This is a genomic window from Serratia sp. BNK-17 (assembly GCF_048684935.1).
Taxonomy (GTDB): Bacteria; Pseudomonadota; Gammaproteobacteria; order Enterobacterales; family Enterobacteriaceae; genus Serratia; species Serratia nematodiphila.
Map to the genome: position 1 here is coordinate 1,701,631 of NZ_JBLQTR010000001.1, position 21,687 is coordinate 1,723,317.

The 21,687-nt window shown below is 59.7% G+C and carries 24 protein-coding genes; 9 read left to right on the forward strand and 15 right to left on the reverse strand.

Translation table 11 applies throughout. The features are described 5' to 3' along the window. Positions 1–41: 41 nt before the first annotated feature. From recG to ACMGF7_RS08170, 6 genes are all read right to left on the reverse strand, one after another. Entirely contained in the window at positions 42–2,123 is a 2,082-nt protein-coding gene (recG, locus tag ACMGF7_RS08145) for an ATP-dependent DNA helicase RecG (RefSeq protein ID WP_015379447.1), read from the reverse strand. Then, positions 2,120–2,815, reverse strand: coding sequence for a tRNA (guanosine(18)-2'-O)-methyltransferase TrmH (trmH, locus tag ACMGF7_RS08150; RefSeq protein WP_049240854.1), 696 nt, complete (start codon positions 2,813–2,815; stop codon positions 2,120–2,122). Before trmH ends, recG begins: the two co-directional genes overlap by 4 nt. A 5-nt stretch (positions 2,816–2,820) precedes the next feature. Beyond that, positions 2,821–4,932, reverse strand: a complete 2,112-nt coding sequence (gene spoT, locus ACMGF7_RS08155) for a bifunctional GTP diphosphokinase/guanosine-3',5'-bis pyrophosphate 3'-pyrophosphohydrolase (protein ID WP_004931224.1) — start codon at positions 4,930–4,932, stop codon at positions 2,821–2,823. 18 nt (positions 4,933–4,950) lie between these two features. Beyond that, the gene (gene rpoZ, locus ACMGF7_RS08160) at positions 4,951–5,226 is read right to left on the reverse strand and encodes a DNA-directed RNA polymerase subunit omega (protein WP_004931221.1); all 276 of its coding nucleotides are present in this window, start codon (positions 5,224–5,226) and stop codon (positions 4,951–4,953) included. 54 nt (positions 5,227–5,280) lie between these two features. Beyond that, positions 5,281–5,904, reverse strand: a complete 624-nt coding sequence (gene gmk / locus ACMGF7_RS08165) for a guanylate kinase (protein ID WP_033636481.1) — start codon at positions 5,902–5,904, stop codon at positions 5,281–5,283. Between the two features lie 210 nt (positions 5,905–6,114). Beyond that, positions 6,115–6,732: a trimeric intracellular cation channel family protein gene (locus tag ACMGF7_RS08170; RefSeq protein WP_025304704.1), complete on the reverse strand. Its 618-nt coding sequence runs from the start codon at positions 6,730–6,732 to the stop codon at positions 6,115–6,117. 253 nt (positions 6,733–6,985) lie between these two features. Between ACMGF7_RS08170 and ACMGF7_RS08175 the strand changes: the two genes are divergently transcribed. Continuing rightward, entirely contained in the window at positions 6,986–7,423 is a 438-nt protein-coding gene (locus ACMGF7_RS08175) for a DUF3574 domain-containing protein (protein ID WP_197799330.1), read from the forward strand. A 34-nt stretch (positions 7,424–7,457) separates the two neighbouring features. On the opposite strand, the gene ACMGF7_RS08180 is transcribed toward ACMGF7_RS08175, so the two are convergent. Then, entirely contained in the window at positions 7,458–8,642 is a 1,185-nt protein-coding gene (locus ACMGF7_RS08180) for a NupC/NupG family nucleoside CNT transporter (protein ID WP_004931212.1), read from the reverse strand. Between the two features lie 349 nt (positions 8,643–8,991). Between ACMGF7_RS08180 and ACMGF7_RS08185 the strand changes: the two genes are divergently transcribed. Beyond that, on the forward strand, positions 8,992–9,381 hold the full coding sequence (locus tag ACMGF7_RS08185; protein WP_197799329.1) for a hypothetical protein: 390 nt from the start codon (positions 8,992–8,994) through the stop codon (positions 9,379–9,381). 55 nt (positions 9,382–9,436) lie between these two features. Here the strand turns inward: ACMGF7_RS08185 and ACMGF7_RS08190 are convergent, their stop codons facing one another. After that, positions 9,437–10,300: a YicC/YloC family endoribonuclease gene (locus ACMGF7_RS08190; RefSeq protein ID WP_015379441.1), complete on the reverse strand. Its 864-nt coding sequence runs from the start codon at positions 10,298–10,300 to the stop codon at positions 9,437–9,439. A 126-nt stretch (positions 10,301–10,426) separates the two neighbouring features. On the opposite strand from ACMGF7_RS08190, the gene rph reads away from it, so the two are divergent. Together rph and pyrE are read left to right on the forward strand one after the other, a co-directional pair. Beyond that, complete coding sequence (rph, locus tag ACMGF7_RS08195; protein ID WP_004931205.1) at positions 10,427–11,143, forward strand: ribonuclease PH; 717 nt, start codon at positions 10,427–10,429, stop codon at positions 11,141–11,143. A gap of 96 nt (positions 11,144–11,239) precedes the next feature. Continuing rightward, the gene (gene pyrE, locus ACMGF7_RS08200; protein WP_004931204.1) at positions 11,240–11,881 is read left to right on the forward strand and encodes an orotate phosphoribosyltransferase; all 642 of its coding nucleotides are present in this window, start codon (positions 11,240–11,242) and stop codon (positions 11,879–11,881) included. Between the two features lie 30 nt (positions 11,882–11,911). On the opposite strand, the gene slmA is transcribed toward pyrE, so the two are convergent. From slmA to coaBC, 3 genes are all read right to left on the reverse strand, one after another. Next, positions 11,912–12,508, reverse strand: coding sequence for a nucleoid occlusion factor SlmA (gene slmA / locus ACMGF7_RS08205; RefSeq protein WP_004931203.1), 597 nt, complete (start codon positions 12,506–12,508; stop codon positions 11,912–11,914). A gap of 251 nt (positions 12,509–12,759) precedes the next feature. Further along, the gene (gene dut / locus ACMGF7_RS08210; RefSeq protein ID WP_016929680.1) at positions 12,760–13,218 is read right to left on the reverse strand and encodes a dUTP diphosphatase; all 459 of its coding nucleotides are present in this window, start codon (positions 13,216–13,218) and stop codon (positions 12,760–12,762) included. Then, positions 13,196–14,413: a bifunctional phosphopantothenoylcysteine decarboxylase/phosphopantothenate--cysteine ligase CoaBC gene (coaBC, locus tag ACMGF7_RS08215; protein WP_049240867.1), complete on the reverse strand. Its 1,218-nt coding sequence runs from the start codon at positions 14,411–14,413 to the stop codon at positions 13,196–13,198. The genes dut and coaBC overlap by 23 nt, the downstream gene beginning before the upstream one ends. 183 nt (positions 14,414–14,596) lie before the next feature. On the opposite strand from coaBC, the gene radC reads away from it, so the two are divergent. The 4 genes from radC (at position 14,597) to mutM (ending at position 16,855) form a co-directional block, all read left to right on the forward strand. Next, on the forward strand, positions 14,597–15,280 hold the full coding sequence (gene radC / locus ACMGF7_RS08220; RefSeq protein WP_004931197.1) for a RadC family protein: 684 nt from the start codon (positions 14,597–14,599) through the stop codon (positions 15,278–15,280). Positions 15,281–15,542: 262 nt separating this feature from the next. Then, positions 15,543–15,779 (forward strand): 50S ribosomal protein L28, encoded by a 237-nt coding sequence (gene rpmB / locus ACMGF7_RS08225; RefSeq protein ID WP_004931195.1) that lies wholly within the window; start codon positions 15,543–15,545, stop codon positions 15,777–15,779. A gap of 11 nt (positions 15,780–15,790) precedes the next feature. After that, positions 15,791–15,958 carry a 50S ribosomal protein L33 gene (gene rpmG, locus ACMGF7_RS08230; RefSeq protein WP_002442576.1) on the forward strand — a complete coding sequence of 56 codons (168 nt, stop codon included), beginning with the start codon at positions 15,791–15,793 and terminating at the stop codon, positions 15,956–15,958. Positions 15,959–16,039: 81 nt separating this feature from the next. Beyond that, positions 16,040–16,855: a bifunctional DNA-formamidopyrimidine glycosylase/DNA-(apurinic or apyrimidinic site) lyase gene (mutM, locus tag ACMGF7_RS08235; protein ID WP_028128080.1), complete on the forward strand. Its 816-nt coding sequence runs from the start codon at positions 16,040–16,042 to the stop codon at positions 16,853–16,855. Between the two features lie 5 nt (positions 16,856–16,860). Here mutM and coaD read toward each other — a convergent pair whose 3' ends face one another. From coaD to waaA, 3 genes are read right to left on the reverse strand one after another with little or no spacing between them, the layout of a single operon-like run. After that, the gene (gene coaD / locus ACMGF7_RS08240) at positions 16,861–17,346 is read right to left on the reverse strand and encodes a pantetheine-phosphate adenylyltransferase (protein WP_033631353.1); all 486 of its coding nucleotides are present in this window, start codon (positions 17,344–17,346) and stop codon (positions 16,861–16,863) included. Positions 17,347–17,349: 3 nt separating this feature from the next. Beyond that, entirely contained in the window at positions 17,350–18,123 is a 774-nt protein-coding gene (locus ACMGF7_RS08245; RefSeq protein ID WP_049240849.1) for a glycosyltransferase family 2 protein, read from the reverse strand. Continuing rightward, positions 18,124–19,401: a lipid IV(A) 3-deoxy-D-manno-octulosonic acid transferase gene (gene waaA, locus ACMGF7_RS08250; RefSeq protein WP_015379436.1), complete on the reverse strand. Its 1,278-nt coding sequence runs from the start codon at positions 19,399–19,401 to the stop codon at positions 18,124–18,126. Between the two features lie 125 nt (positions 19,402–19,526). Between waaA and ACMGF7_RS08255 the strand changes: the two genes are divergently transcribed. Next, complete coding sequence (locus tag ACMGF7_RS08255; RefSeq protein WP_060557971.1) at positions 19,527–20,540, forward strand: glycosyltransferase family 9 protein; 1,014 nt, start codon at positions 19,527–19,529, stop codon at positions 20,538–20,540. A 44-nt stretch (positions 20,541–20,584) separates the two neighbouring features. On the opposite strand, the gene ACMGF7_RS08260 is transcribed toward ACMGF7_RS08255, so the two are convergent. Next, positions 20,585–21,685 (reverse strand): glycosyltransferase, encoded by a 1,101-nt coding sequence (locus tag ACMGF7_RS08260; RefSeq protein WP_197764050.1) that lies wholly within the window; start codon positions 21,683–21,685, stop codon positions 20,585–20,587. Positions 21,686–21,687 lie beyond the last annotated feature (2 nt).

Genomic DNA, 21,687 nt, shown 5'->3' on the forward strand with positions numbered 1-21,687 from the left:
CGAGCCAGAAAAAAAGAAGAGGGCGCCGTCGGCGCCCTTTTTTATGCGTTGGAGTAGCGCGCCTTCTCCGGCAGCCAGCGTTCAATCAGCGCCTGGGCGTGTTCCGGGTAGTGCTGGTGGAGGTGGCGAGCGACGCGCTGCACTTCGGGGATCATCGCCTGGTCGCGCAGCAGGTCCGCCACCTTGAATTCGGCGCTGCCGGTCTGGCGGGTGCCGAGCAGCTCGCCTGGGCCGCGGATCTCCAGATCGCGCTGGGCGATGACAAAGCCGTCGTTGCTGTCGCGCAGCACCTGCAGGCGCGTTTGCGCGGTTTTGCTCAGCGGCGTTTTGTACAGCAGCACACAGTGTGAGGCCACCGCGCCGCGCCCTACGCGGCCACGCAGCTGGTGCAGCTGCGCCAGGCCCAGCCGCTCCGGGTTTTCGATGATCATCAGGCTGGCGTTCGGTACGTCGACGCCGACTTCGATCACCGTGGTGGCGACCAGCAGCTGCAGCTCGCCCTGTTTAAACGCCTGCATCACCGCCTGCTTCTCCTGCGCTTTCATGCGGCCGTGCACCAGCGCCACCTTCAGCTCCGGCAATGCGGCTTTCAATTCCTCCCAGGTGGCTTCCGCCGCCTGCGCTTCCAGCAGCTCAGATTCCTCGATCAGCGTACACACCCAGTAAGCCTGCCGCCCCTCTTCCAGGCAGGCGCTCTTCACCCGTTGAATGATGTCGGCGCGGCGAGTATCGGGAATGGCGACGGTGGTCACCGGCGTGCGGCCCGGAGGCAGCTCGTCGATGACCGAGGTGTCGAGATCGGCATAGGCGGTCATCGCCAGCGTGCGCGGGATCGGCGTGGCGGTCATGATCAGCTGATGGGCGTGGAAGCCTTGCTCTTCGCCTTTCTCCCACAGCGCCAGCCGCTGATGTACCCCGAAGCGGTGCTGCTCATCGATGATCACCAGCGCCAGGCCGTTGAACTGTACCTGCTCCTGGAAGATGGCGTGGGTGCCGACCACCATTGACACCTGGCCGCTGGCGATGGCTTCCTGCTGCGCGATGCGCGCCTTGCCTTTCTGTTTGCCGGCCAGCCAGCCGACCTCCAGCCCCAGTGGTTCAAACCACTGGCGGAAATTGTTGGCGTGCTGCTCGGCCAGCAGCTCGGTCGGCGCCATCAGCGCCACCTGTTTGCCGTGCGCGATGGCGCGCAGCGCCGCCAGCGCCGCCACCAGCGTTTTGCCGGAGCCGACGTCGCCCTGCACCAGCCGCATCATCGGGAAGTCTTTTTGCATATCGGCTTCGATGTCGGCCACCACGCGCGTTTGCGCGCCGGTCGGCGAGAACGGCAGCTGGGCGAGAAAACGGTTTTTCAACCGATCGTCCGGCAGCAGCGGCTGCGCCTGGTAACTCTGGGCGCCGGCGCGCACCGCCAGCATGCTGAGGTTATGCGCCAACAGCTCTTCGAGGATCAGGCGTTTTTGCGCCGGGTGTTTGCCCAGCTCCAGATCCGCCAGCTGGATGTCCGGCGGCGGGCGGTGCAGGGTGTGCAGCGCCTGCGGCAGGCTCATCAGGCCGCCGCTCAGCTCCGGCGGCAGCAGTTCGGCGATGGCGCAGGTATCCAGCAGCGCCAGCGCCTGATCGGTCAGCTTGCGCAGCGTGGCTTGCCGCACCCCCTCGGTGGTGGGGTAAACCGGCGTCAGCGACTCCTGCAGCTCGACTTCGCTGGCTTCGCCCTGAATGCGGTATTCCGGATGGATGATCTCCGCGCCGTGGTTGCCGCGTTTGATCTCGCCGTAGGCGGTCACGCGGCGGCCGGTGGCCAGGCTGTTTTTCATCGCGGCGTTGAAGTTGAAGAACCGCATGGTGAGGATGCCGGTGCCGTCGCTGATCTGGCAGGTCAGCATGCGGCGGCGGCCGAAACTGATGTCGCTGCGCAGCACTTCCCCCTCTACCGTGGCGTAGATGCCCGGCAGCAGATCGTTGATCGGATAGAGGCGGGTGCGGTCTTCGTAGCGCAGCGGCAGGTGCAGCAGCAGATCCTGAATGGTGTCGAGGCCGAGTTTGGCCAATTTGCCCGCCTGGCTGGCGCCAACCCCGGAAAGCGTGGTGAGTGGGACAGCATCCAGCAGGCGGCCTTTCATTTGCGCACCGTCGCCTGCATGGCCGCCCACCATTCGGCGCTGGCGACCACCTGGCCCTGTTCATCGATCTGCGGGCGCGGCAGCCCTTTGCGCTTGGCCACGTTGGCCAGCACCGGGTAACCGCCTTCGAACAGCAGACGCTGCTGCTCTTCTTCGTCCAGCATACTGTTGTCGCGACGGTACAGGCCGGCGTTCTGCCGCTGGCGCTGCGCCTCATACAGGATCAGCGCCGAAGCCACGGAGACGTTGAGCGATTGCACCATGCCGATCATCGGAATGACGATGTCCTGATCGGCCAGCGCCAGCGCTTCTTCGGTGATGCCGGTTTTTTCCTGGCCGAGCAGCACGCAGGTTGGCCGGGTGTAGTCCACCTCGCGGAAATCGACCGCGCGCGCAGACAGGTTGGTAGCCAGAATTTGCATGCCCTGCGTTTTCAGGTGCCCGACCGCGTCGCCGATGGTACGGTGGGTTTTAACGCTGACCCAGCTGTTGCTGCCGGCGGCGGAGGAGACCAGGGTGCGCATGCGGGTGGTGGGCCACACGGCGTGGACCTGATGCACGCCGACGGCGTCGGCGGTACGGATAATGGCGGAGACGTTATGCGGCTTGTGCACCTGCTCCAGGCAGACCGTCAAATCCGGCTGCCGGGTCGCGAGCATTTCACAAATCCGCGCATAGCGTTCAGGACTCATAAGCGCTAGTTTCGGTTGCGGTTAACTTTGATCACATCCGGCATGATACGGATTTTACGCATAATGTTTGCCAAATGGATGCGATCGCGGGTGGTCAAGCGGATAAAGGCGCTATAAACCCGACCGTCTTTCTCTTCGGTGTTCAGGCTCTGAATATTGGACTCGGCCGCGTTGATCGCCGCCGTCAGGTTGGCCAGCGCGCCCTGGTGGTTAAACATATCCACCTTGATCTCGGCGATGAACTCCTGCTCGGTCTCTTTATCCCACTCGACCGCCATGAACTTCTCAGGCTCTTTCTGATAGCCGCGAATATTGCGGCAGGATTCATGGTGGATCACCAGCCCTTTGCCCGGGCTGACGTGAGCGATAATCGGGTCGCCCGGAATCGGACGGCAGCACTTGGCGAAGGTGATCAATACGCCGTCGGCGCCCTTGATGGCCAGGTTGCGCACGCCGGAAGAGGTGCCCAGGCTGGACTGATCGCCCTGCAGGTTCTTCGCCACCACCACGCTCATGGCGTTGCCGAGGCCAATTTCCGCCAGCAGATCGTCCAGCGTCGCCAGCTTCATGCGATCCAGCTCGTGCTGAATATTTTCCTGCGGGATTTCGGCCAGTTTGCGGCTGCCGCCCAGCGCATGGTTGAGCAGACGGCGGCCGAGGCCGACGGAGTCGTCGCGCTTGAGGTTCTTCAACATCTGGCGAATCTTGGCGCGCGCTTTCGAGCTGACCACGAAGTTCAGCCAGGCGGCGTTGGGCCGTGCGCCCGGCGCGGTGATGATCTCGACGGTCTGGCCGCTGGTCAGCGACTGCGACAGCGGGTACGGCTGACGATCGACGCGCGCGCCGACGCAGGCATGGCCGATATCGGTATGCACCGCATAGGCGAAGTCGACCGGCGTGGCGCCGGCGGGCAGCTCGACGATGCGGCCTTCCGGGGTGAAAACGTAAATCTCATCCGGGAATAGATCGGATTTGACGCTCTCGATAAATTCAAACGAACTGCCGGCGCTTTGCTGCAGCTCCAGCAGGCTTTGCATCCAGCGCTGGGCGCGGATCTGCGCCGTGGTGCCGGTTTCGCCCTGTTCTCTTTCCTTGTAAGCCCAGTGCGCGGCCACCCCCATCTCAGCCATTTGATCCATGTCTTCGGTGCGGATCTGCACTTCGACCGGCACGCCGTGCGGGCCGATCAGTGAGGTATGCAGCGATTGATAGCCGTTGGCCTTGGGAATGGCGATGTAATCTTTCACCCGCCCCGGACGCGGTTTATACAGGCTGTGCACCTGGCCGAGCACGCGGTAGCAGGTATCGACCTCTTTGACGATCACCCGGAACGCGTAGATATCCATGATGGAATGGAAACGCTGTTCTTTCAGGTGCATCTTGAGGTAGATGGAGTAAAGGTGTTTTTCCCTTCCGCTGACGCGGCAGGCGATGCCGGCCTCGGTCAGCCGCCCTTCGATCTCGGAAAGGATTTTTTGAATCATCTCTTTGCGGTTGCCGCGCGCGGCTTTCACCACTTCCTTGATCACGCGATAACGGTTTGGGTACAGCGCCTCGAAGCCCAGCTCTTCCAGCTCGGTTTTCAGGTGATGAATACCCAGGCGGTGGGCGAGGGGGCTGTAGATTTCCAGGGTTTCACGCGCGATGCGCCGGCGTTTGTCGGGGCGCAGCGAACCGAGGGTGCGCATGTTGTGCGTACGGTCGGCCAGCTTGATCAGCACGACGCGGATATCCTGCACCATCGCCATGATCATCTTGCGGAAGTTTTCCGCCTGCGCTTCTTTCTTGTCCTGGAACTTCAGCTTGTCGAGCTTGGAGACGCCCTCAACCAGTTCGGCGACGCTCTTGCCGAACAGCTGTTCCATATCTTGATAGGTGGCTGGGGTGTCTTCGATGACGTCGTGCAGCAACGCCGCCATCAGCGTCTCGTGATCGAGACGCATTTCCGCCAGGATGCAGGCCACGGCGACCGGGTGAGTAATGTAGGGCTCACCGCTGGAGCGTGTCTGGCCCTCGTGCGCGTCGCGCGCGACGAGGTATGCCTGTTTGAGGCGCTTAATCTGCTCCTCGGGCAGGTAACGTTGAATCAGCAGATTCAGGCTTTCAAACAGGTACAAGGCGGACTCGCTGTCTAATTAACGACGACCTTCAGCAATCGCGGTAACCGCTTGAATCTCTGCGGCTTCCTGCTCTTGCTGCTCCTGGCGCTCACGCACGTCGAGGATCTGGCTGGTGATCAGGCCTTCTTCGATTTCGCGCAGGGCGATAACGGTGTACTTATCGTTCTCTTCCGGAACCAGTGCATCTTTGCCGCCGGTCTGGATCTGACGCGCCCGACGAGCAGCGACCAACACCAGGTCAAAACGGTTACCAATTTTCTCTACAGCGTCTTGAACAGTTACGCGTGCCATATTTGTGCTACTCCACAGGTGACGAAAAGACTGGGCATGATACTGAAACTGCCTTCAGTCTGCCAATAGTTTGCTGATTAAAGCGTCATGCCGCAGCAACTGGCGGCCCAAACGCAGGCGTTCGGCGCGAATGATGGTCTTCAGATCGGACAGCGCCAGATCGAAATCATCGTTCACGATCAGGTAATCGTACTCCGCGTAATGCGTCATTTCCGCCACGGCCTGGGCCATGCGTTTGGCGATCACCTCTTCGGAATCCTGCCCGCGCCCGCGCAGGCGGCGGCCCAGTTCTTCCTTCGACGGCGGCAGAATGAAGATGCTGCGCGCCTGCGGCATTTTGGCGCGGATTTGCTGCGCGCCCTGCCAGTCGATATCCAGAAACACGTCCACGCCGGTCGACAAGACTTGTTCGATGGCGGCGCGTGAGGTGCCGTAATAGTTGCCGAACACTTCGGCGTGCTCAAGAAACGCGTCCTGCTCGATCATTCGGCGGAACTCGTCTTTCGAGACGAAGAAATAGTGCTCGCCGTGATTTTCACCCGGGCGACTGTCGCGCGTGGTGTGCGAAACCGAAACCTGCGTGTCGTACAGCGGTTGCGTCTTTAACAAAGCCTGAATCAGACTTGATTTACCTGCGCCACTGGGAGCAGAGACAATATAAAGCGTGCCTTGAGCCATGATGATGTTCGTTGATAACGGTTGATATGCCAAAAACAGCGGATGTGTATTTTCTCCGCACAGTATACACGGCTAACGCGCCGGGTGCAGCGTTAGCTCGCATTTTGCCCGCGGCTTTGCGTGGAAAAAGCGTCGAAAGGGCGAATATGCGCGCTGAAGAGCGATATTTTGGCAGTTTTGGCCCAGCGGCGGCGCGCTGCCGCCCCGGGATCAGTGATCCGGATGTTGGTAGTTGAACACCGGCAGGCCGAGGCGGAAGCGCAGGGCGATCAGACGCGCGCTCAGGCCGGCGACCAGCGTGAGGATCACCACCAGATTGTGCGGCAGGCTGAGGTGCTGCAGGCCGATATACAGCCAGGCGGCGCTGAAGGAGATGCCGGCGTAGATCTCTTTCTGGAACACCAGCGGGATACGGTTGCAGAACATATCGCGCAGCACCCCGCCGAAGACGCCGGTGATCACCGCGGCGATGGCGGCGATAATCGCGCTGTGCCCCATATCCAGCGCCACCTGCGCGCCGATGATCGAGAAGACAATCAGGCCGACGGCGTCGAGCACCAGGAACAGGCGGCGCAGATGGCGCATCAGGGGGGCCACCCAGGTGGTGACGATTGCCGCTATTGCGACGATGACGATGTATTCCGGGTGTTTGACCCAGCCCAACGGAAAATGCCCGAGCAACATATCGCGCACCGACCCGCCGCCGATCGCGGTGACCGAGGCGATGATGATCACGCCGAACATGTCCATTTGGCGGCGGCCGGCCGCCAACGCGCCGGTCATGGCTTCGGCGGTGATGCCGATGATATAAAGGATGCTCAGTAACATAAGGGATTCACAGCGTACTTGCGTCAGAATGATGGCCGGCAGGGTAATCGCCGCCGATGGCGCGCGCCACTGAGTTTTTTTCACCGATGGCATTTCGGATTAATATAGCTAATCCAAACACCATTTTTATTGCCGATAACCAGCCTTTTTTAACATCTTGCTGTTAATGAAAGCATTAGAAATTTCGCGCTAATTTCCATCGCTGACTATGATTTTTGCAGCGAATCCTTCAACCGAAAAATCGAGATTGCAGATGAAAAACTCCCCGAAACTGGCCGTCTGCGCCGTGATGGCTGCCGCCCTGCTGCTGAGCGGCTGCGTGGCGCCAGGCCGCCAGACAACGTCACCCGCCCCGGCTTGCCGCACCGGCGATCCGCTGGTGCAGACAACGCTCTACTTCGGCCTGAACCGGCCGGCGGGGCCGGCGATCACCGCCGCCGAGTGGCAAACCTTCGTCGATAGCCAGGTGACGCCGCGTTTTAAAGACGGGCTGACGGTGTTTGATGCCAAAGGGCAGTGGCTGGGCCACGACGGCAAACTGGCGCGCGAGAACAGCAAGGCGCTGCTGCTGATCCATGCGCCGGGCAAAGAGAGCGAGGCGAATATCGAGGCGCTGCGCAGCGGCTATAAGCAGCAGTTTGCGCAGGATTCGGTGATGCGGGTGGATGCGCCGGTGTGCGTGGCGTTTTAAAACGCACTCCCGGCCGCCTGGCCGGGAGTGAGGATTACAGCACCAGGCCGGCGATGGCTGCTGACAACAGGCTCACCAGCGTCGAGCCGTAAACCAGCTTCAGGCCAAAACGGGAAACCACGTTGCCTTGCTGCTCGTTCAGTCCTTTGATGGCGCCGGCGACGATGCCGATGGAGGCGAAGTTGGCGAACGACACCAGGAACACCGACAAAATGCCCAGCCCGCGCGGCGACAGCTCCGCCGCGATCTTCTTCAGTTCAATCATCGCCACGAATTCGTTGGCCACCAGTTTGGTCGCCATGATGCTGCCCGCCTTCAGGGCCTCCTCCGCCGGGATGCCGATCAGCCAGGCCAGCGGATAGAACACGTAGCCGAGGATCTGCTGGAAGCTGATGCCGAGCACCGCCGAGAACAGCGCGTTGACGGCGGAGATCAGCGCGATAAAGCCGATCAGCATCGCCGCGATGATCATCGCAATCTTGAAGCCGGCCAGAATGTACTCGCCCAGCATTTCGAAGAAGCTCTGATCTTCGTGCAGCTTGTTCAGCTTCAGCTCCGGCTCGTCTTCGACCTGATACGGGTTGATGATCGACAGGATGATGAAGGTGCTGAACATATTAAGGATCAAGGCCGCCACCACGTACTGCGCGTCGATCATCGACATGTAGGCGCCGACGATGGAGAGCGATACCGTCGACATGGCGGTCGCGGCCATGGTGTACATGCGGCGCGGCGAGATGTCGCCGATGATGCCCTTGTAGGCGATGAAGTTCTCTGACTGCCCCAGCACCAGCGTGCTGACGGCGTTGAACGATTCCAGCTTGCCCATGCCGTTGACCTTGGACAGCAGGGTGCCCACCAGGCGGATGATCAGTGGCAGGATGCGGAAATGCTGCAAAATGCCGATCAGGGCGGAAATAAAGATGATAGGACACAAAACGCCGAGGAAGATGAACGCCAGGCCATCCTTGCTCATGCCGCCGAATACGAACTCCGATCCTTGGGCGGCGTAGGCGAGCAGGGTGTCGAAGAAGCCGGCGACGTGTTTGATCACGCTGAGCCCGCTGGCGGAGTGCAGGAAGAAGTAGGCCAGCGCGCCTTCGATCACCAACAGCTGGATGATATAGCGCAGGCGGATTTTCTTGCGATTATTGCTGACCAGCAGCGCCAGGGCGATGATCACCACCAGGGCCATAATAAATTGCAGAATTTGTGGCATAAACGGTCCGTACGGTTCACGGGCAGGAAAAAAACACATTTAGCCACAGCATCGCCGTCCTTTCATTACCTTGCGTGATAATTAGAACAAAATACTTATGGCGTGCGGGATATCTTGCCAAATGTCATCCACACGCGCTGCTCGGCAGTTTTTCATAAGCCCCCTGTGAACAGCCTACTGGCCCGCAACCTGATGCAACCTTCGCCCCACGCGTGCAGACGCCTGGAATCTGGCTCGCAATGGGGGATTTTTCCCGGCGCAAAACGTGGTTTTCTCGGCTAAGACGGAGAAACATGCTTGAGCAGGGCGCCGCGACCGGCGCGCATTTTCTCAAGTCAGGAGGTGAACGATGAATACCGGCATGTTGCTCAGGGCGCTGGCCAACGGCGTTAATCCCGACACCGGCGAGCTGTTGAAACCGGCTTCAGCGGCCTGTGCGCCGGAGGCTATCCGCCTGCTGTTCGCGTTGGCCAACGAGTTCGACGGTGAATCCGCACTGCAGAAAAAAGCCCGGCTGACGCCGGAAGAGAAGCGGCAGAAAAATCTCATTGAGGGTCGGCCGGCCAATGCCTATTTCCTCTGGTCGGAAGAGGAAAAACTGCGGCTGCGCGAGAGCCATGCGGCCGGGGCGACGCTGGAAGCGTTGAGCGATGAGTTTGAGCGCTCAACCTGGAGCATTGCTGTGCAGCTGCAGAAAATGGGGTTGATCGGTGAGGAGCAGGCGGCCGCCTATCGCTGATCTGCAGCCATAAAAAAGCCCGCGTGCCGCGGGCTTAATGGCGTGCGGAGCGGGATCACTCGATGTTCTGGATCTGCTCGCGCATCTGCTCGATCAGCACCTTCAGCTCGATGGCGGAGGCGGTGACGTCGGCATTGATCGACTTGGAGGCCAGGGTGTTCGATTCGCGGTTGAACTCCTGCATCATAAAGTCGAGGCGGCGGCCGACGGCTTCTTTCTTCTTCAGGATGTTGTGCGTCTCTTTCACGTGCGCTTCCAGACGGTCCAGCTCTTCGGCGACGTCGATGCGCTGCGCCATCAGCACCAGCTCCTGCTCCAGGCGGGTGTTTTCCAGCTGCACCTGCGCCTCTTCCAGCTTGCTGACCAGGCGCTCGCGCTGCCATTGCAGGATGTTCGGCATCTGGGCGCGCACTTTGACCACTTCGGCGCTGACGCCGTCGAGACGCTGTTCGATCAGCGTTTTCAGCGCGGCGCCTTCGCTTTCGCGTGCGACGATAAAGTCATCCAGCGCGCCGTCCAGCGCCTGCATCAGCTCGGCGCTGATGGCGTCCAGATCCTGCTCCTGCGCGGACATCACGCCCGGCCAGCGCAGCACGTCGATCGGGTTGATTTCCCCTTCGTCGCTTTGCATTTTCACCCAGTTGGCGGCTTCGACCAGCTGTTTGGCCAGCTTTTCGTTCAGGATCAGCGAGCTTTGCGCGCTTGGATCCAATTCGAAACGCAGGTTGCATTCGACTTTGCCGCGGGTCAGGCGGCCACGGATACGTTCACGGATCACCGGCTCCAGGCTGCGGAATTGTTCCGGCAGGCGGATGTAGGTTTCTAAGTAGCGCTGGTTAACGGAACGCAGCTCCCAGGCTGCGCTGCCCCATTCACCCTTGATTTCACGCCGGGCGTAGGCGGTCATGCTGCGGATCATTGATGCGTACCCGTAATAGGAAAAGATGGGGCGATTATAGCGTCGCGGCTGCGGGCAGGATAGGCATTACGTCACGAAGCCCGTATAATGCGCAGCCAATAGTTGATTTGAAGCCGGAGAGAGCCCATGCGTCCTGCAGGCAGAGCACCACAGCAAGTTCGCCCCCTGACACTGACCCGTCACTATACTAAACACGCTGAAGGTTCAGTGCTGGTTGAGTTTGGCGATACCAAAGTCTTGTGCACCGCCACGGTAGAAGAGGGCGTTCCGCGCTTCCTGAAAGGCCAGGGGCAAGGTTGGATCACCGCCGAGTACGGCATGCTGCCGCGTTCCACCCACAGCCGCAACGCCCGTGAAGCCGCCAAAGGCAAGCAGGGCGGCCGCACGCTGGAGATCCAGCGCCTGATCGCCCGCTCGCTGCGCGCCGCGGTGGATCTGAAAAAGCTCGGTGAATTCACCATCACCCTCGACTGCGACGTACTGCAGGCCGACGGCGGTACCCGCACTGCCTCCATCTCCGGCGCCTGCGTGGCGCTGGCCGATGCGCTGAACACCCTGGTGGCTAACGGCAAGCTGAAAGCTAACCCGATGAAGGGGATGGTGGCGGCGGTTTCCGTCGGCATCGTCAATGGCGAAGCGCTGTGCGATCTGGAGTATGTGGAAGATTCCGCGGCGGAAACCGACATGAACGTGGTGATGATGGAAGACGGCCGCATGATTGAAGTGCAGGGCACCGCCGAAGGCGAGCCGTTCAGCCACGATGAGCTGTTGGCGCTATTGGCGCTGGCCCGAGGGGGCATCGAAACCATCTTCCAGGCGCAGAAAGCGGCGCTGGTGGACTGATTTTTCAAGGCGACTGAGAAGTCGCCTTTTTTATGCCCGGCGATCGGGCGGTAGTAATGACAAGACCCAAGCAGATTCAGACGAGGAGAAGCAGTAATGAAAGCCTATCAGCGCCAGTTTATCGAGTTCGCGCTTAACAAGCAGGTATTGAAGTTCGGCGAGTTCACCCTGAAATCCGGCCGCACCAGCCCGTATTTCTTCAACGCCGGCCTGTTTAATACTGGGCGCGATCTTGCGCTGTTGGGGCGCTTCTACGCCGAAGCCCTGATGGATTCCGGCATCGATTTCGACCTGCTGTTTGGCCCGGCCTATAAAGGCATTCCTATCGCCACCACCACGGCGGTGGCGCTGGCGGAACACCATGAGCGCGACGTGCCTTACTGCTTTAACCGCAAGGAAGCCAAGACCCATGGCGAAGGCGGTTCGCTGGTGGGCAGCCCGCTGCAGGGGCGCGTGATGCTGGTGGACGATGTGATCACCGCCGGCACCGCGATCCGCGAGTCGATGGAAATCATCGGCGCCAGCGGCGCTTCGCTGGCGGGCGTGCTGATCTCCCTCGACCGTCAAGAACGCGGCCGCGCGGATATCTCCGCCATCCAGGAAGTGGAACGCGACTATCACTGCAAGGTGATTTCGATCGTGACGCTGAAAGACCTGATTGCCTACCTGGAAGAGAAACCGGAGATGGCGGACCACCTGGCGGCGGTGCGCGCTTACCGCGAGCAGTACGGGGTGTAAGTAAAACGCCGGGCATGCCCGGCGTTATCATTATTGCAGCTGTGCTGCCAAGAGCGGCCAGCGGGCGTCGAATTCCTGCGTGGGACGATAGCGGAATTCCGAACGCACATAGCGCGACAACATGCCTTCGCAGAAGGCCAGCAGCTGGCTGGCCAGCAGCGTTTCATCGACGATAAAGCCTTTGCCTTCGCGCAATTTGCGCTCTTTCAACACCTGGCGCAGCTGCGCCTCGATGCGTTCGAACAGCTGGTTGATGCGGCCCTGCAGGCGATCCTGTTCAAACATCAGCGCGTGGCCGGTCATGATGCGCGTCAGCCCCGGGTTGCGTTCCGCAAAGCCCAGAATCAGCAGCAAAATCAGGCGCAGACGATTAAACGTCTCTTTCTCGTCCTGCAAGATCAGGTTGATGCGGGTGATCAGGCTGTCTTCGATAAACTCGATCAGACTGTCGAACATCCGTGTCTTGCTGGGGAAATGCCGGTACAGCGCAGCTTCAGAAACACCCACGTTCGCGGCGAGCTTGGCGGTGGTGATGCGTTGGCTGCCGTCGCTGGATTCCAGCATCTGGGCTAACGCCTGCAATATTTCCTCGCGCCGATTCCTTTTCGTCTTTTCTTTTTCTGCCATGTCTGATTAGACCCTTGCTAAAACTTAACTGACGGAAACCCGGGCACCGGCCGCTGCAGAGCAGGCTCTGTGCGGCTTATGTGATAGCTTTTTTACGATGCTGGGGTCAGCGGCCTTAACGGCCTTTTTCCGCGCTGCCTGGTGTGCGCTGCAATTGTCGCGGTAAAACCTTGCCGCAGAGACATCCTTCTCCCCGGAAAGGCAAGGTTCAGGCGACGTTTCCCTGCCGGCCATCGTACATTGGGTAGCGCTTAGTGGCGCCCCGAGTGGCCGAAGCCGCCTTCGCCGCGTTCGCTGCTGTCGAACTCTTCCACCAGGTTGAATTCGGCCTGCACCACCGGCACGAAGACCATCTGCGCGATGCGTTCACCCGGCTCGATGGTGAAGTGCTTCTGGCCGCGGTTCCAGACGGACACCATCAGCTGGCCCTGATAATCGGAGTCTATCAGGCCGACCAGATTGCCCAGCACGACGCCGTGCTTATGGCCCAGGCCTGAGCGCGGCAGGATCACCGCCGCCAGGCCGGCGTCGGCGATATGGATCGCGAGACCGGTAGGCAGCAGCGTGGTTTCACCCGGCGCCAGCTCCACCGCGCTGTCCAGGCAGGCGCGCAGGTCGAGACCGGCGGAGCCCGGAGTGGCGTAGGTCGGTAGCGGGAAATCCTGACCGATGCGCGGGTCGAGGATCTTAACGTCGATTTTTTTCATCATAACGGCTGACTATCTCGTCTATTAAACGTTGGCCAAGGAGTGCCTTGTCGCTCAGCGCCAGGCGTTTCTCTCCATCCTGCCAAAAAAGATGCAGGGCATTGGTGTCGCTGTTGAACCCGTGCTCTGCAAGCGATACATCGTTAGCGCAAATCAAATCCAGCTTCTTACGCGCCAGTTTTTGCCGCGCGTATTCTTCCACATTCTGGGTTTCGGCGGCAAACCCCACGACAAACGGTCGATTTTTGGTCATCGCCGCCACGCCGGCGACGATATCGGGGTTTTTTACCATCTTGAGGACGATTTCATCACCCTGTTTTTTTATTTTTTCATCGGCGATCCGCTCGGGGCGGTAGTCGGCTACGGCGGCGCAGGAGATGAAAATCTGCTGCTGAGCGGCGCGTTGTTGCACCGCCTGTTCCATCTCCAGTGCGCTGGTGACGTCCACGCGTGTGACCTTTGGCGGCGTCGGCTGGCTCACCGGCCCGGCGATCAGCGTCACCTGCGCGCCGCGGGCGGCGGCGGCGCGGGCGATGGCGAAGCCCATTTTGCCGGAGCTGTGATTGCTGATGAAACGCACCGGATCCAACGCTTCACGCGTCGGGCCGGCGGTGATCATAACCTGCAAATGTTGCAGATCCTGCGTGACAGAGAAATGGCCGTTCGCCAGTTCGACGATGTCCAGCGGATCCAGCATGCGGCCCGGGCCGACGTCGCCGCAGGCCTGGCTGCCGCTGTCCGGTCCCCAGAGCAGCATGCCGCGCGCCTGCAGCGTTTGCAGGTTGGCCTGCGTGGCGGCGGCGCGATACATCTGCTGGTTCATGGCGGGCGCGGCGGCGATAGGTGCGTCGGTCGCCAGGCAGACGGTGGTCAGCAGATCGTTGGCCATGCCGGCGGCGACGCGCGCCAGCAGATCGGCGGTCGCCGGCGCCAGAATCACCAGATCCGCCCATTTGCCGAGCTCGATGTGGCCCATGGCGGCTTCGGCGGCGGGATCCAACAGATCGTCGGACACCGGATGGCCGGAAACGGCCTGCAGCGTCAGCGGCGTAATGAACGCCTTGGCGGCGTGGGTCATCACCACGCGCACTTCCGCGCCCCTGTCGCGCAGGCGGCGCACCAGCTCTGGGCATTTGTAGGCGGCGATGCCGCCGCTGATGCCAAGCACAATATGTTTGCCGGAAAGTCCCGTCATCATCATTGTCCGATTGAAAGCCGAAAGATGCGCCATTTTAGCATATCCGCCGTTCAGGTGAGCGATTCCGCAATGGCTGCAGGGCGTTACATTGTGCTTTGCGAAACACTTCGCAATGTTATCAAACACCTGTCGAACGCGTCGGGTGGCGCATGGCATGCTGTAGCCCTTTCAGGGAGGAACACGATGAGCAACCCGATTGTGGCGTGCTGGCCGGGCGCGTTGGCGCCGCGTGAAAAACTGTTGATGCAGGGGGCGGCGTCGCTGTCTGACGCAGAGCTGTTGGCCATTTTCTTGCGCACCGGGTTGCCCGGCGTGCATGTGATGCAGTTGGCGGAGCAACTGCTGCGCCGGTTCGGCTCGCTTTATCACCTGATGTCGGCCGATCATCAGGCTTTTTGCAGCCAAAAAGGCCTGGGCGACGCCAGCTATACCCAACTGCAGGCGATTGCCGAGCTGGCGCTGCGCTTCTTTTCCAGCCACTTGTCGCAGGAAAACGCCATGCTCAACCCGCGCGTCACCCAGCATTATCTGCAAAGCCTGCTGGCGCATCGCGAGCGAGAGGTCTTTTTGGTATTGTTTTTAGACAATCAGCATCGGGTTATTCGCCATCAGGAGATGTTTGCTGGTACCATCAGCAGCGTCGTCGTCTACCCGAGAGAAATTGTGCGTGAAGCGTTGAAGGCTAATGCCGCCGCGCTGATTCTCGCGCATAATCACCCTTCGGGTAAGGCTGAACCCAGTCATGCCGACCGTTTAATAACGGAACAGGTGGTGAAAGCCTGTCAGTTATTGGAGATCCGAGTGCTTGATCATTTGGTGATCGGTCGGGGTGAATGCGTCTCTTTTGCCGAGCGCGGATGGCTTTAAGCGATTTTTTCGCGATCCTTGTGGGATCTTTAGCTGTTCGGGACTTGAGCACTTACGCTTCAGAGCGTATACTACGCCACCTTTGAGAATCTTGGGTTTGGCGCAAGAGCCTATCTCAGCAGGTTTCTGACCTGATGTGTGGTTTCTACCTGATGACGAGAGTCTCCTCAGTATGAAGTTTGCTGAGATGGGCTCTAAAAGCCTGACGAGGCGGCCATACCCTATACGAAGCTCGAGCTGATTTGATTTTTGGAGAATAGACATGTCCCGAGTCTGCCAAGTTACTGGCAAGCGCCCGGTGAGCGGTAACAACCGTTCCCACGCAATGAACGCGACCAAACGCCGTTTTCTGCCTAACCTGCACTCACACCGTTTTTGGGTTGAGGCTGAGAAGCGCTTTGTAACTCTGCGTGTATCTGCTAAAGGTATGCGTGTTATCGATAAGAAGGGTATTGAGACGGTTCTGGCCGATCTGCGTGCCCGTGGTGAGAAGTATTAAGGAACTGAATCATGGCTAAAGGTGTTCGCGAGAAGATCAAGCTGGTTTCTTCTGCTGGTACTGGTCACTTCTATACCACCACGAAGAACAAGCGTACTAAGCCGGAAAAATTGGAACTGAAGAAATTCGATCCAGTTGTCCGTCAGCACGTAGTATACAAAGAAGCTAAAATTAAATAATTTTAGTGGATTAATGAAAAACCCGGCCTTGGCCGGGTTTTTTGTTTTATAAAGGGTAGAAAACGTCGGAGGGGAAGCCAGATGCCTGAATTACCGGAAGTTGAGACGAGCAGACGCGGTATAGAGCCTTATCTTGTCGGCCACAGCATTCAGTATGCGGTGGTGCGCAACGCGCGCCTGCGCTGGCCGGTTTCCGAGCAGATCCTGACGCTGAGCGATCGGCCGGTGCTCAGCGTGCAGCGCCGGGCCAAATACCTGCTGATCGAGCTGGAGAACGGTTGGATTATCGTGCACCTGGGCATGTCGGGCAGCCTGCGCATGCTGCGCGAGGAAAACGAAGACGAAGCCGGCAAACACGACCACGTCGATCTGGTGATCAGCAACGGCATGATCCTGCGCTATACCGATCCGCGCCGTTTCGGCGCCTGGCTGTGGTGCGAAGACCTGGCGACCAGCAGCGTGTTGGCGCATCTGGGGCCGGAACCGCTGAGCGAAGCGTTCAACGGCGATTACCTGTATGAAAAATCACGCAATAAGCGCACGCTGATCAAACCGTGGCTGATGGATAACAAGTTGGTGGTCGGCGTTGGTAACATTTACGCCAGCGAATCGCTGTTCAGCGCCGGGATCCTGCCCGATCGTCCGGCGGGATCCTTGAGCAAAGCCGAAGCGGAACTGCTGGCGAAGACCATCAAGGCGGTGTTGCAGCGCTCTATCGAGCAGGGCGGCACGACATTGCGCGACTTTTTGCAGTCGGATGGCAAACCGGGGTATTTCGCGCAGGAGTTGCAGGTTTACGGCCGGGCGGGAGAACCGTGCCGCGCGTGCGGCACGCCGATCGAATCCGCCAAGCACGGGCAGCGCAGCACCTTCTTTTGCCGCCGCTGCCAGCGCTGAGCCGATCACTCGGCGGCGAGCTTCGCCATCAGCGCCTGGGTGACCACATCGGGCAGGAAAGGCGCGATATCGCCGCCGTGGCGGGCGACCTCCTTCACCAGTGAGGAGGAGATGAACGACCACTCTTCGGAAGGCATCAGAAATACGCTTTCCAGCGTTGGCATCAAATGGCGGTTCATGTTCGCCAGCTGCAATTCATATTCAAAGTCAGACACCGCACGCAGGCCACGCACCAGGATATTGGCATTCTGGTGCGCGGCGAAGTGTGCCATCAGTTCGCTGAAGCCCAGTACCTCAACATTGCCCAGATGTGAGGTGACCTGCGTCGCTAACGCCACGCGCTCATCCAGGCTGAACAGCGGTTTTTTGCTCGGGCTGGCGGCGATGGCCAGAATGACGTGATCGAACATTAGCGACGCGCGCGTCACTAAATCCAGGTGGCCGTTGGTCATGGGATCGAACGTCCCGGGATAGATGGCTTTGCTGGTCATGATTCACTTCTCTGAGTAGTTGCGGCCCAATGCCCATAATGCGGCATATTTATTGAAGGTATATTGCGCGTTGACCACCGCTAACAGCAACCCCTGTTTGCCATCCAGGAAGCCGGCGCGCAGCAGCCAGGTTTTGACGAAGGCGCCGAGCGTGTGGGTCAAGATGGACAAATAGCCGCAACGCTTGCCGGCCCGGTGGCGCTGGGTGGCCCACTCTTCGGCGTAGCGCAGCTGTTTGCGCTGGAAGGCGAAGAAATCACGGCAGGTCAGGTGCAGCATATCGCCGCTGAGGGGGATCACTTTGGCGTCGCCGATGTTCAGCGACTCGTGTACCAGATCGTCGTTATAGCGATAGCGTTGGTTGGCGTACAGGCGGTTGACGCGGTCGGGATACCAGCCGCTGTGGCGCATGAAGCGGCCGAGGAACAGGTTGCGCCGCGCGCAGCTGTAGACGGCGCCGTCCTCCGGCGCGTTCAACACCTGTTCGATAGATTGCCGCAGCTCGGGTGTAACGCGTTCGTCGGCGTCGATCATCAAAACGTAGTCATGGCTGGCGTAGCTTTGCGCCAGCTGACGCTGCTTGCCAAACCCTTGCCAGTCGGTGTGGGTGAAGACTTTGGCGCCCAGGCTTTCGGCGACGGCGACGCTGTCGTCTTCGCTGCCGGAGTCCAGCACAATGATTTCATCGGCCCACTCGACCGAGCGCAGGCAGTCCGGCAACAGCCCGGCTTCGTTTTTGGCGATCATCACCACCGACAGGCTTTTGCGGCTGCTCATTCAGTGACTCCGGGGCGGCAGGTGCGGTTCCAGCAGCTGCAGCAGGCGCTGCAACGCTCCCTGATTCTGATACAGCACTTCCACCGCATGGCGGCCGTAGTAACGACGGTAGTCTTCGTCGGTCAGCAGGGTTGCCACTTCCTTCACCAGCGAATCGACATCGGTCACGGTGATCAGGCCTTCGGCTTGGGAGAGCTTGGCGCAGATGTCTTTAAAGTTGAAAGTATGCGGGCCCATCAACACCGGGATGGCGTGCGCGGCGGCTTCCAGCGGGTTGTGCCCGCCGCGTTCCACCAGGCTGCCGCCGACAAAGGCCAGATCGGCGATGCCGTACAGCAGCATCAGTTCGCCCATGGTATCGCCGATCACCACCTGGGTGCTGCCGGACGGGATTTCGCCGCTGCTGCGCAGGGTGTAACTGAAGCCGGCCTTCTGCACCAGCTCTTTGGCTGTCGGGAAGCGTTCCGGGTGACGCGGCACCAGGATCAGCAGCAGGTCAGGGTGTTTTTCCAGCAGCTTGCGGTGCGCTTCCAGCAGGATGGTTTCTTCACCGTCATGGGTGCTGGTAGCGATCCACACCGGGCGGCGCGGCGCCCATTGGCGGCGCAATGTAACGGCGCGGGCGGCCAGCTCCGGGGTGACGGAGATATCGAATTTCAGGCTGCCGGTTACGGCCAGCTGCGAGCGTTTCAGGCCCAGTTCGATAAATCGATCGCCATCTTCCTGGTTCTGTGCGGCGATCAGCGTGATGCGGCGCAGCATATCGCGCATGAATCCGCCAATTTTCTTATAGCCGGCGGCGGAGCGGGCCGACAGACGCGCATTGGCGATCACCAGGGGGATTTGCCGCTGATGCAGCGCGTTGATCAGGTTAGGCCATAGCTCGGTTTCCATGATGATCACCAGCTTGGGATTCACCTGGTCGAGGAAGCGGTTCATGGCGCCGGGCAGATCGTAGGGCAGATAGACATGATGCACGTCTTTGCCAAAAGCGGACTGGACGCGTTCTGAACCTGTCGGGGTCATTGTGGTCACAGTTATCGGCAAAGCGGGGTAACGATGGCGCAGCGCCCGCACCAGCGGGATGGCCGCCAGCGTTTCGCCGACGGAGACGGAATGCAGCATGATGCCGCCTGGCACGACTTTCCCGGCGCAGAAGCCATAGCGTTCCGCCCAGCGTTTACGGTAGGCTGGAGCTTTGCGGCTGCGCAGCAGTAAGCGGAGCCAGATCAGGGGTTGGATGAGGTAGAGTAGTACCTGATATAAACGCAGCAACATTCTATCAATTTCATTTATATGGGTTATTCGGAATAGTACCATAACTGGAAGGGAAAGGCGCTAATTTGGTAACCTTGGGTGTCAGTTTCAGACAACCGGCGAGCGATTTCGCCGACAGGCTCGGAATGAAGAATATTTTAATTATTCGCCGCGACAACATCGGCGATCTTGTTTGCACCACGCCCTTGATTGAGGGGGTGAAAATTGCCTATCCGGACGCAAAAGTTTATCTGCTGATCAATAAAGTCAGCCAGGATGTTGTTAAAAACAACCCTCATCTCGAGAAAGTCTTTGTCTATAAAAAGGCCAAGCACAAGGCGAAAAATGAGACCACGTTGGGCGTTTATTTCGAACGCATGATGATCTTCCTGAAGCTGCGCAAAATAAAGTTCGATGCGGTTATTCTGGCCAACCCGGTGCCTTGCAAATACAGCCTGCGTCTAGCGAAAATGGCCGGGGCCACCCATATCATCGGCGCCGATCTGGGCACGAAAGATATTCATCGCCCGTTCCGCAAGGACGATTTCCGCGGCCTCCATCAGGTCGAGCACACCTACAGCTATTTATCGGCGATAACCGATCAATCCATTCCGATCCCGCCGGTGCGGGTGTTTCTGGCGCCTGAAGAGCGGCAATTGGCGGCGCAGCGGCGGCAGGAACGTCTGCCGCCGGTCGAGCGCGTATGCGCCGTGCACATCAGCAGCCGCAGCCCGAAACGGCGTTGGCCGGTTGAGCGCTATGCCGAAATCATCAACCGTCTGGTTGCCGATCCCCACACCGGCGTGCTGATCTTTTGGTCGCCGCAGGGCACGTTGGCACCGGACGACATCGGCGATCAGCAGCGCGCCGAACAGCTGCTGGCGCTGTGTCAAAACGAACGCGTCGCGCTTTATCCGACGGCGTCGGTGCGTGAGCTGTTGGGCGGGTTTGATTTATGTGACCGGGTGCTGTGCAGCGACGGTGGGCAGATGCATCTTGCTGCTGCGTTGAATAAGGACATGGTGGTGTTCTTTGGCGATACCGATAAAGTGTCCTGGCATCCATGGACTGGCCGCCATCATATTTTGCAAAGTGAATCGGGGCACTGTGAAGATGTTTCTGTCGATGAGGTTTGGCAGAAAATGCAGGCGCTCAACTAACGAAGAAAATAAGGCAGGCATCCCCTGCCTTATTTATTTTTTTATTATTCTTCTTTCAGCTCAATATATTGATGGCAAATAGGCTCAAGCCCATAGCTCAGCAATTGCTGTTGATTTATCTGCGGCGGGTTGGCGTAAACCTCCGCCATTTTTTCTGCCAGCGACGCTTCGTTTAATTCCGCCAGCGCGTTAGCCATGCCGGCTTTTTCCAGAATTTCCGCAGGGCCGCCCGGGCAGCGAGTGCTGACCACCGGTGTGCCGCACAGCAGCGATTCTACCAGTACGTTGCCAAACCCTTCGCTGTCGGAGCTGAGCACCAGCAGCGAGGCATGACGAATAAACGGATAGGGATTGCTCTGGAAACCGAGGAACAACACGCGCTCTGCGATGCCCAAGTCTGTCGCCAGACGTTTGACCTCGTCGACTTTGGCGTCGTCACCGGACCCGATCAAGGCCAGCGGTGCCTGAATGCCGGAGAGCGCATAGGCTTTCAACAGGCGGTCATGCCGCTTGGTGGTGTGAAAGCGGCCGACGTGCACCAGATAGCCCTGGCCGGCCAGTTCGCAAGGCGCCGCCGCCTGTTGCTGAATGGCGTCGATGTCGAACGGGTTGTTGATGACCGCCAACCGGCGCGGGCGGATCGGCAAGTTCCGCTGCAGATCGTCGCCGACCGCCTGTGAAACGGCGACGATATTTCTTCCCTGGTAAACGTTGGCGATTTTGCGTTGCTTCAGCCAGCGATCGAGACCCTTGCGGTGACCGAGGTAGGAGGTGGAGAGGATGCCGTGAATGCAGAACCACAGGCGATCCGCGGCCAACCGCTTGCTGCGGCTGACGATGCGATCGGTTTTATGCAGGTTGGAGAACACCAGATCGAACGCGCCGTGTTGGCGCTCGTGTTCGGCTATCGCGCGATCCAGCGCGGCGGCGCGGCGCGACAGCTCGGTCAGCTTGCGCCAGGGGGCACGGCTGCGATCGGCCAGCACCTGATAATCAATGCCCGGTGGAATAGGGTAATTGCAGACGTCGCGCAGCGAGATCAGACTGACGTCGTGCCCCTGTTGCTGCATGCCCTGACACAGGGTCAGCACCACTTTTTCCGCGCCGCCTCCCGGCAGGCCATCGATGATCATCAGAATACGCATAG

Excerpts from the sequence above, each read along its gene's own strand:
- recG (WP_015379447.1), bottom strand. The coding sequence starts at position 2,123 with ATGAAAGGCCGCCTGCTGGATGCTGTCCCACTCACCACGCTTTCCGGG.
- trmH (WP_049240854.1), bottom strand. The coding sequence starts at position 2,815 with ATGAGTCCTGAACGCTATGCGCGGATTTGTGAAATGCTCGCGACCCGG.
- rpoZ (WP_004931221.1), bottom strand. The coding sequence starts at position 5,226 with ATGGCACGCGTAACTGTTCAAGACGCTGTAGAGAAAATTGGTAACCGT.
- gmk (WP_033636481.1), bottom strand. The coding sequence starts at position 5,904 with ATGGCTCAAGGCACGCTTTATATTGTCTCTGCTCCCAGTGGCGCAGGT.
- ACMGF7_RS08170 (WP_025304704.1), bottom strand. The coding sequence starts at position 6,732 with ATGTTACTGAGCATCCTTTATATCATCGGCATCACCGCCGAAGCCATG.
- ACMGF7_RS08175 (WP_197799330.1), top strand. The coding sequence starts at position 6,986 with ATGAAAAACTCCCCGAAACTGGCCGTCTGCGCCGTGATGGCTGCCGCC.
- ACMGF7_RS08180 (WP_004931212.1), bottom strand. The coding sequence starts at position 8,642 with ATGCCACAAATTCTGCAATTTATTATGGCCCTGGTGGTGATCATCGCC.
- ACMGF7_RS08185 (WP_197799329.1), top strand. The coding sequence starts at position 8,992 with ATGAATACCGGCATGTTGCTCAGGGCGCTGGCCAACGGCGTTAATCCC.
- ACMGF7_RS08190 (WP_015379441.1), bottom strand. The coding sequence starts at position 10,300 with ATGATCCGCAGCATGACCGCCTACGCCCGGCGTGAAATCAAGGGTGAA.
- rph (WP_004931205.1), top strand. The coding sequence starts at position 10,427 with ATGCGTCCTGCAGGCAGAGCACCACAGCAAGTTCGCCCCCTGACACTG.
- pyrE (WP_004931204.1), top strand. The coding sequence starts at position 11,240 with ATGAAAGCCTATCAGCGCCAGTTTATCGAGTTCGCGCTTAACAAGCAG.
- slmA (WP_004931203.1), bottom strand. The coding sequence starts at position 12,508 with ATGGCAGAAAAAGAAAAGACGAAAAGGAATCGGCGCGAGGAAATATTG.
- dut (WP_016929680.1), bottom strand. The coding sequence starts at position 13,218 with ATGATGAAAAAAATCGACGTTAAGATCCTCGACCCGCGCATCGGTCAG.
- coaBC (WP_049240867.1), bottom strand. The coding sequence starts at position 14,413 with ATGATGACGGGACTTTCCGGCAAACATATTGTGCTTGGCATCAGCGGC.
- radC (WP_004931197.1), top strand. The coding sequence starts at position 14,597 with ATGAGCAACCCGATTGTGGCGTGCTGGCCGGGCGCGTTGGCGCCGCGT.
- rpmB (WP_004931195.1), top strand. The coding sequence starts at position 15,543 with ATGTCCCGAGTCTGCCAAGTTACTGGCAAGCGCCCGGTGAGCGGTAAC.
- rpmG (WP_002442576.1), top strand. The coding sequence starts at position 15,791 with ATGGCTAAAGGTGTTCGCGAGAAGATCAAGCTGGTTTCTTCTGCTGGT.
- mutM (WP_028128080.1), top strand. The coding sequence starts at position 16,040 with ATGCCTGAATTACCGGAAGTTGAGACGAGCAGACGCGGTATAGAGCCT.
- coaD (WP_033631353.1), bottom strand. The coding sequence starts at position 17,346 with ATGACCAGCAAAGCCATCTATCCCGGGACGTTCGATCCCATGACCAAC.
- ACMGF7_RS08245 (WP_049240849.1), bottom strand. The coding sequence starts at position 18,123 with ATGAGCAGCCGCAAAAGCCTGTCGGTGGTGATGATCGCCAAAAACGAA.
- waaA (WP_015379436.1), bottom strand. The coding sequence starts at position 19,401 with ATGTTGCTGCGTTTATATCAGGTACTACTCTACCTCATCCAACCCCTG.
- ACMGF7_RS08255 (WP_060557971.1), top strand. The coding sequence starts at position 19,527 with ATGAAGAATATTTTAATTATTCGCCGCGACAACATCGGCGATCTTGTT.
- ACMGF7_RS08260 (WP_197764050.1), bottom strand. The coding sequence starts at position 21,685 with ATGCGTATTCTGATGATCATCGATGGCCTGCCGGGAGGCGGCGCGGAA.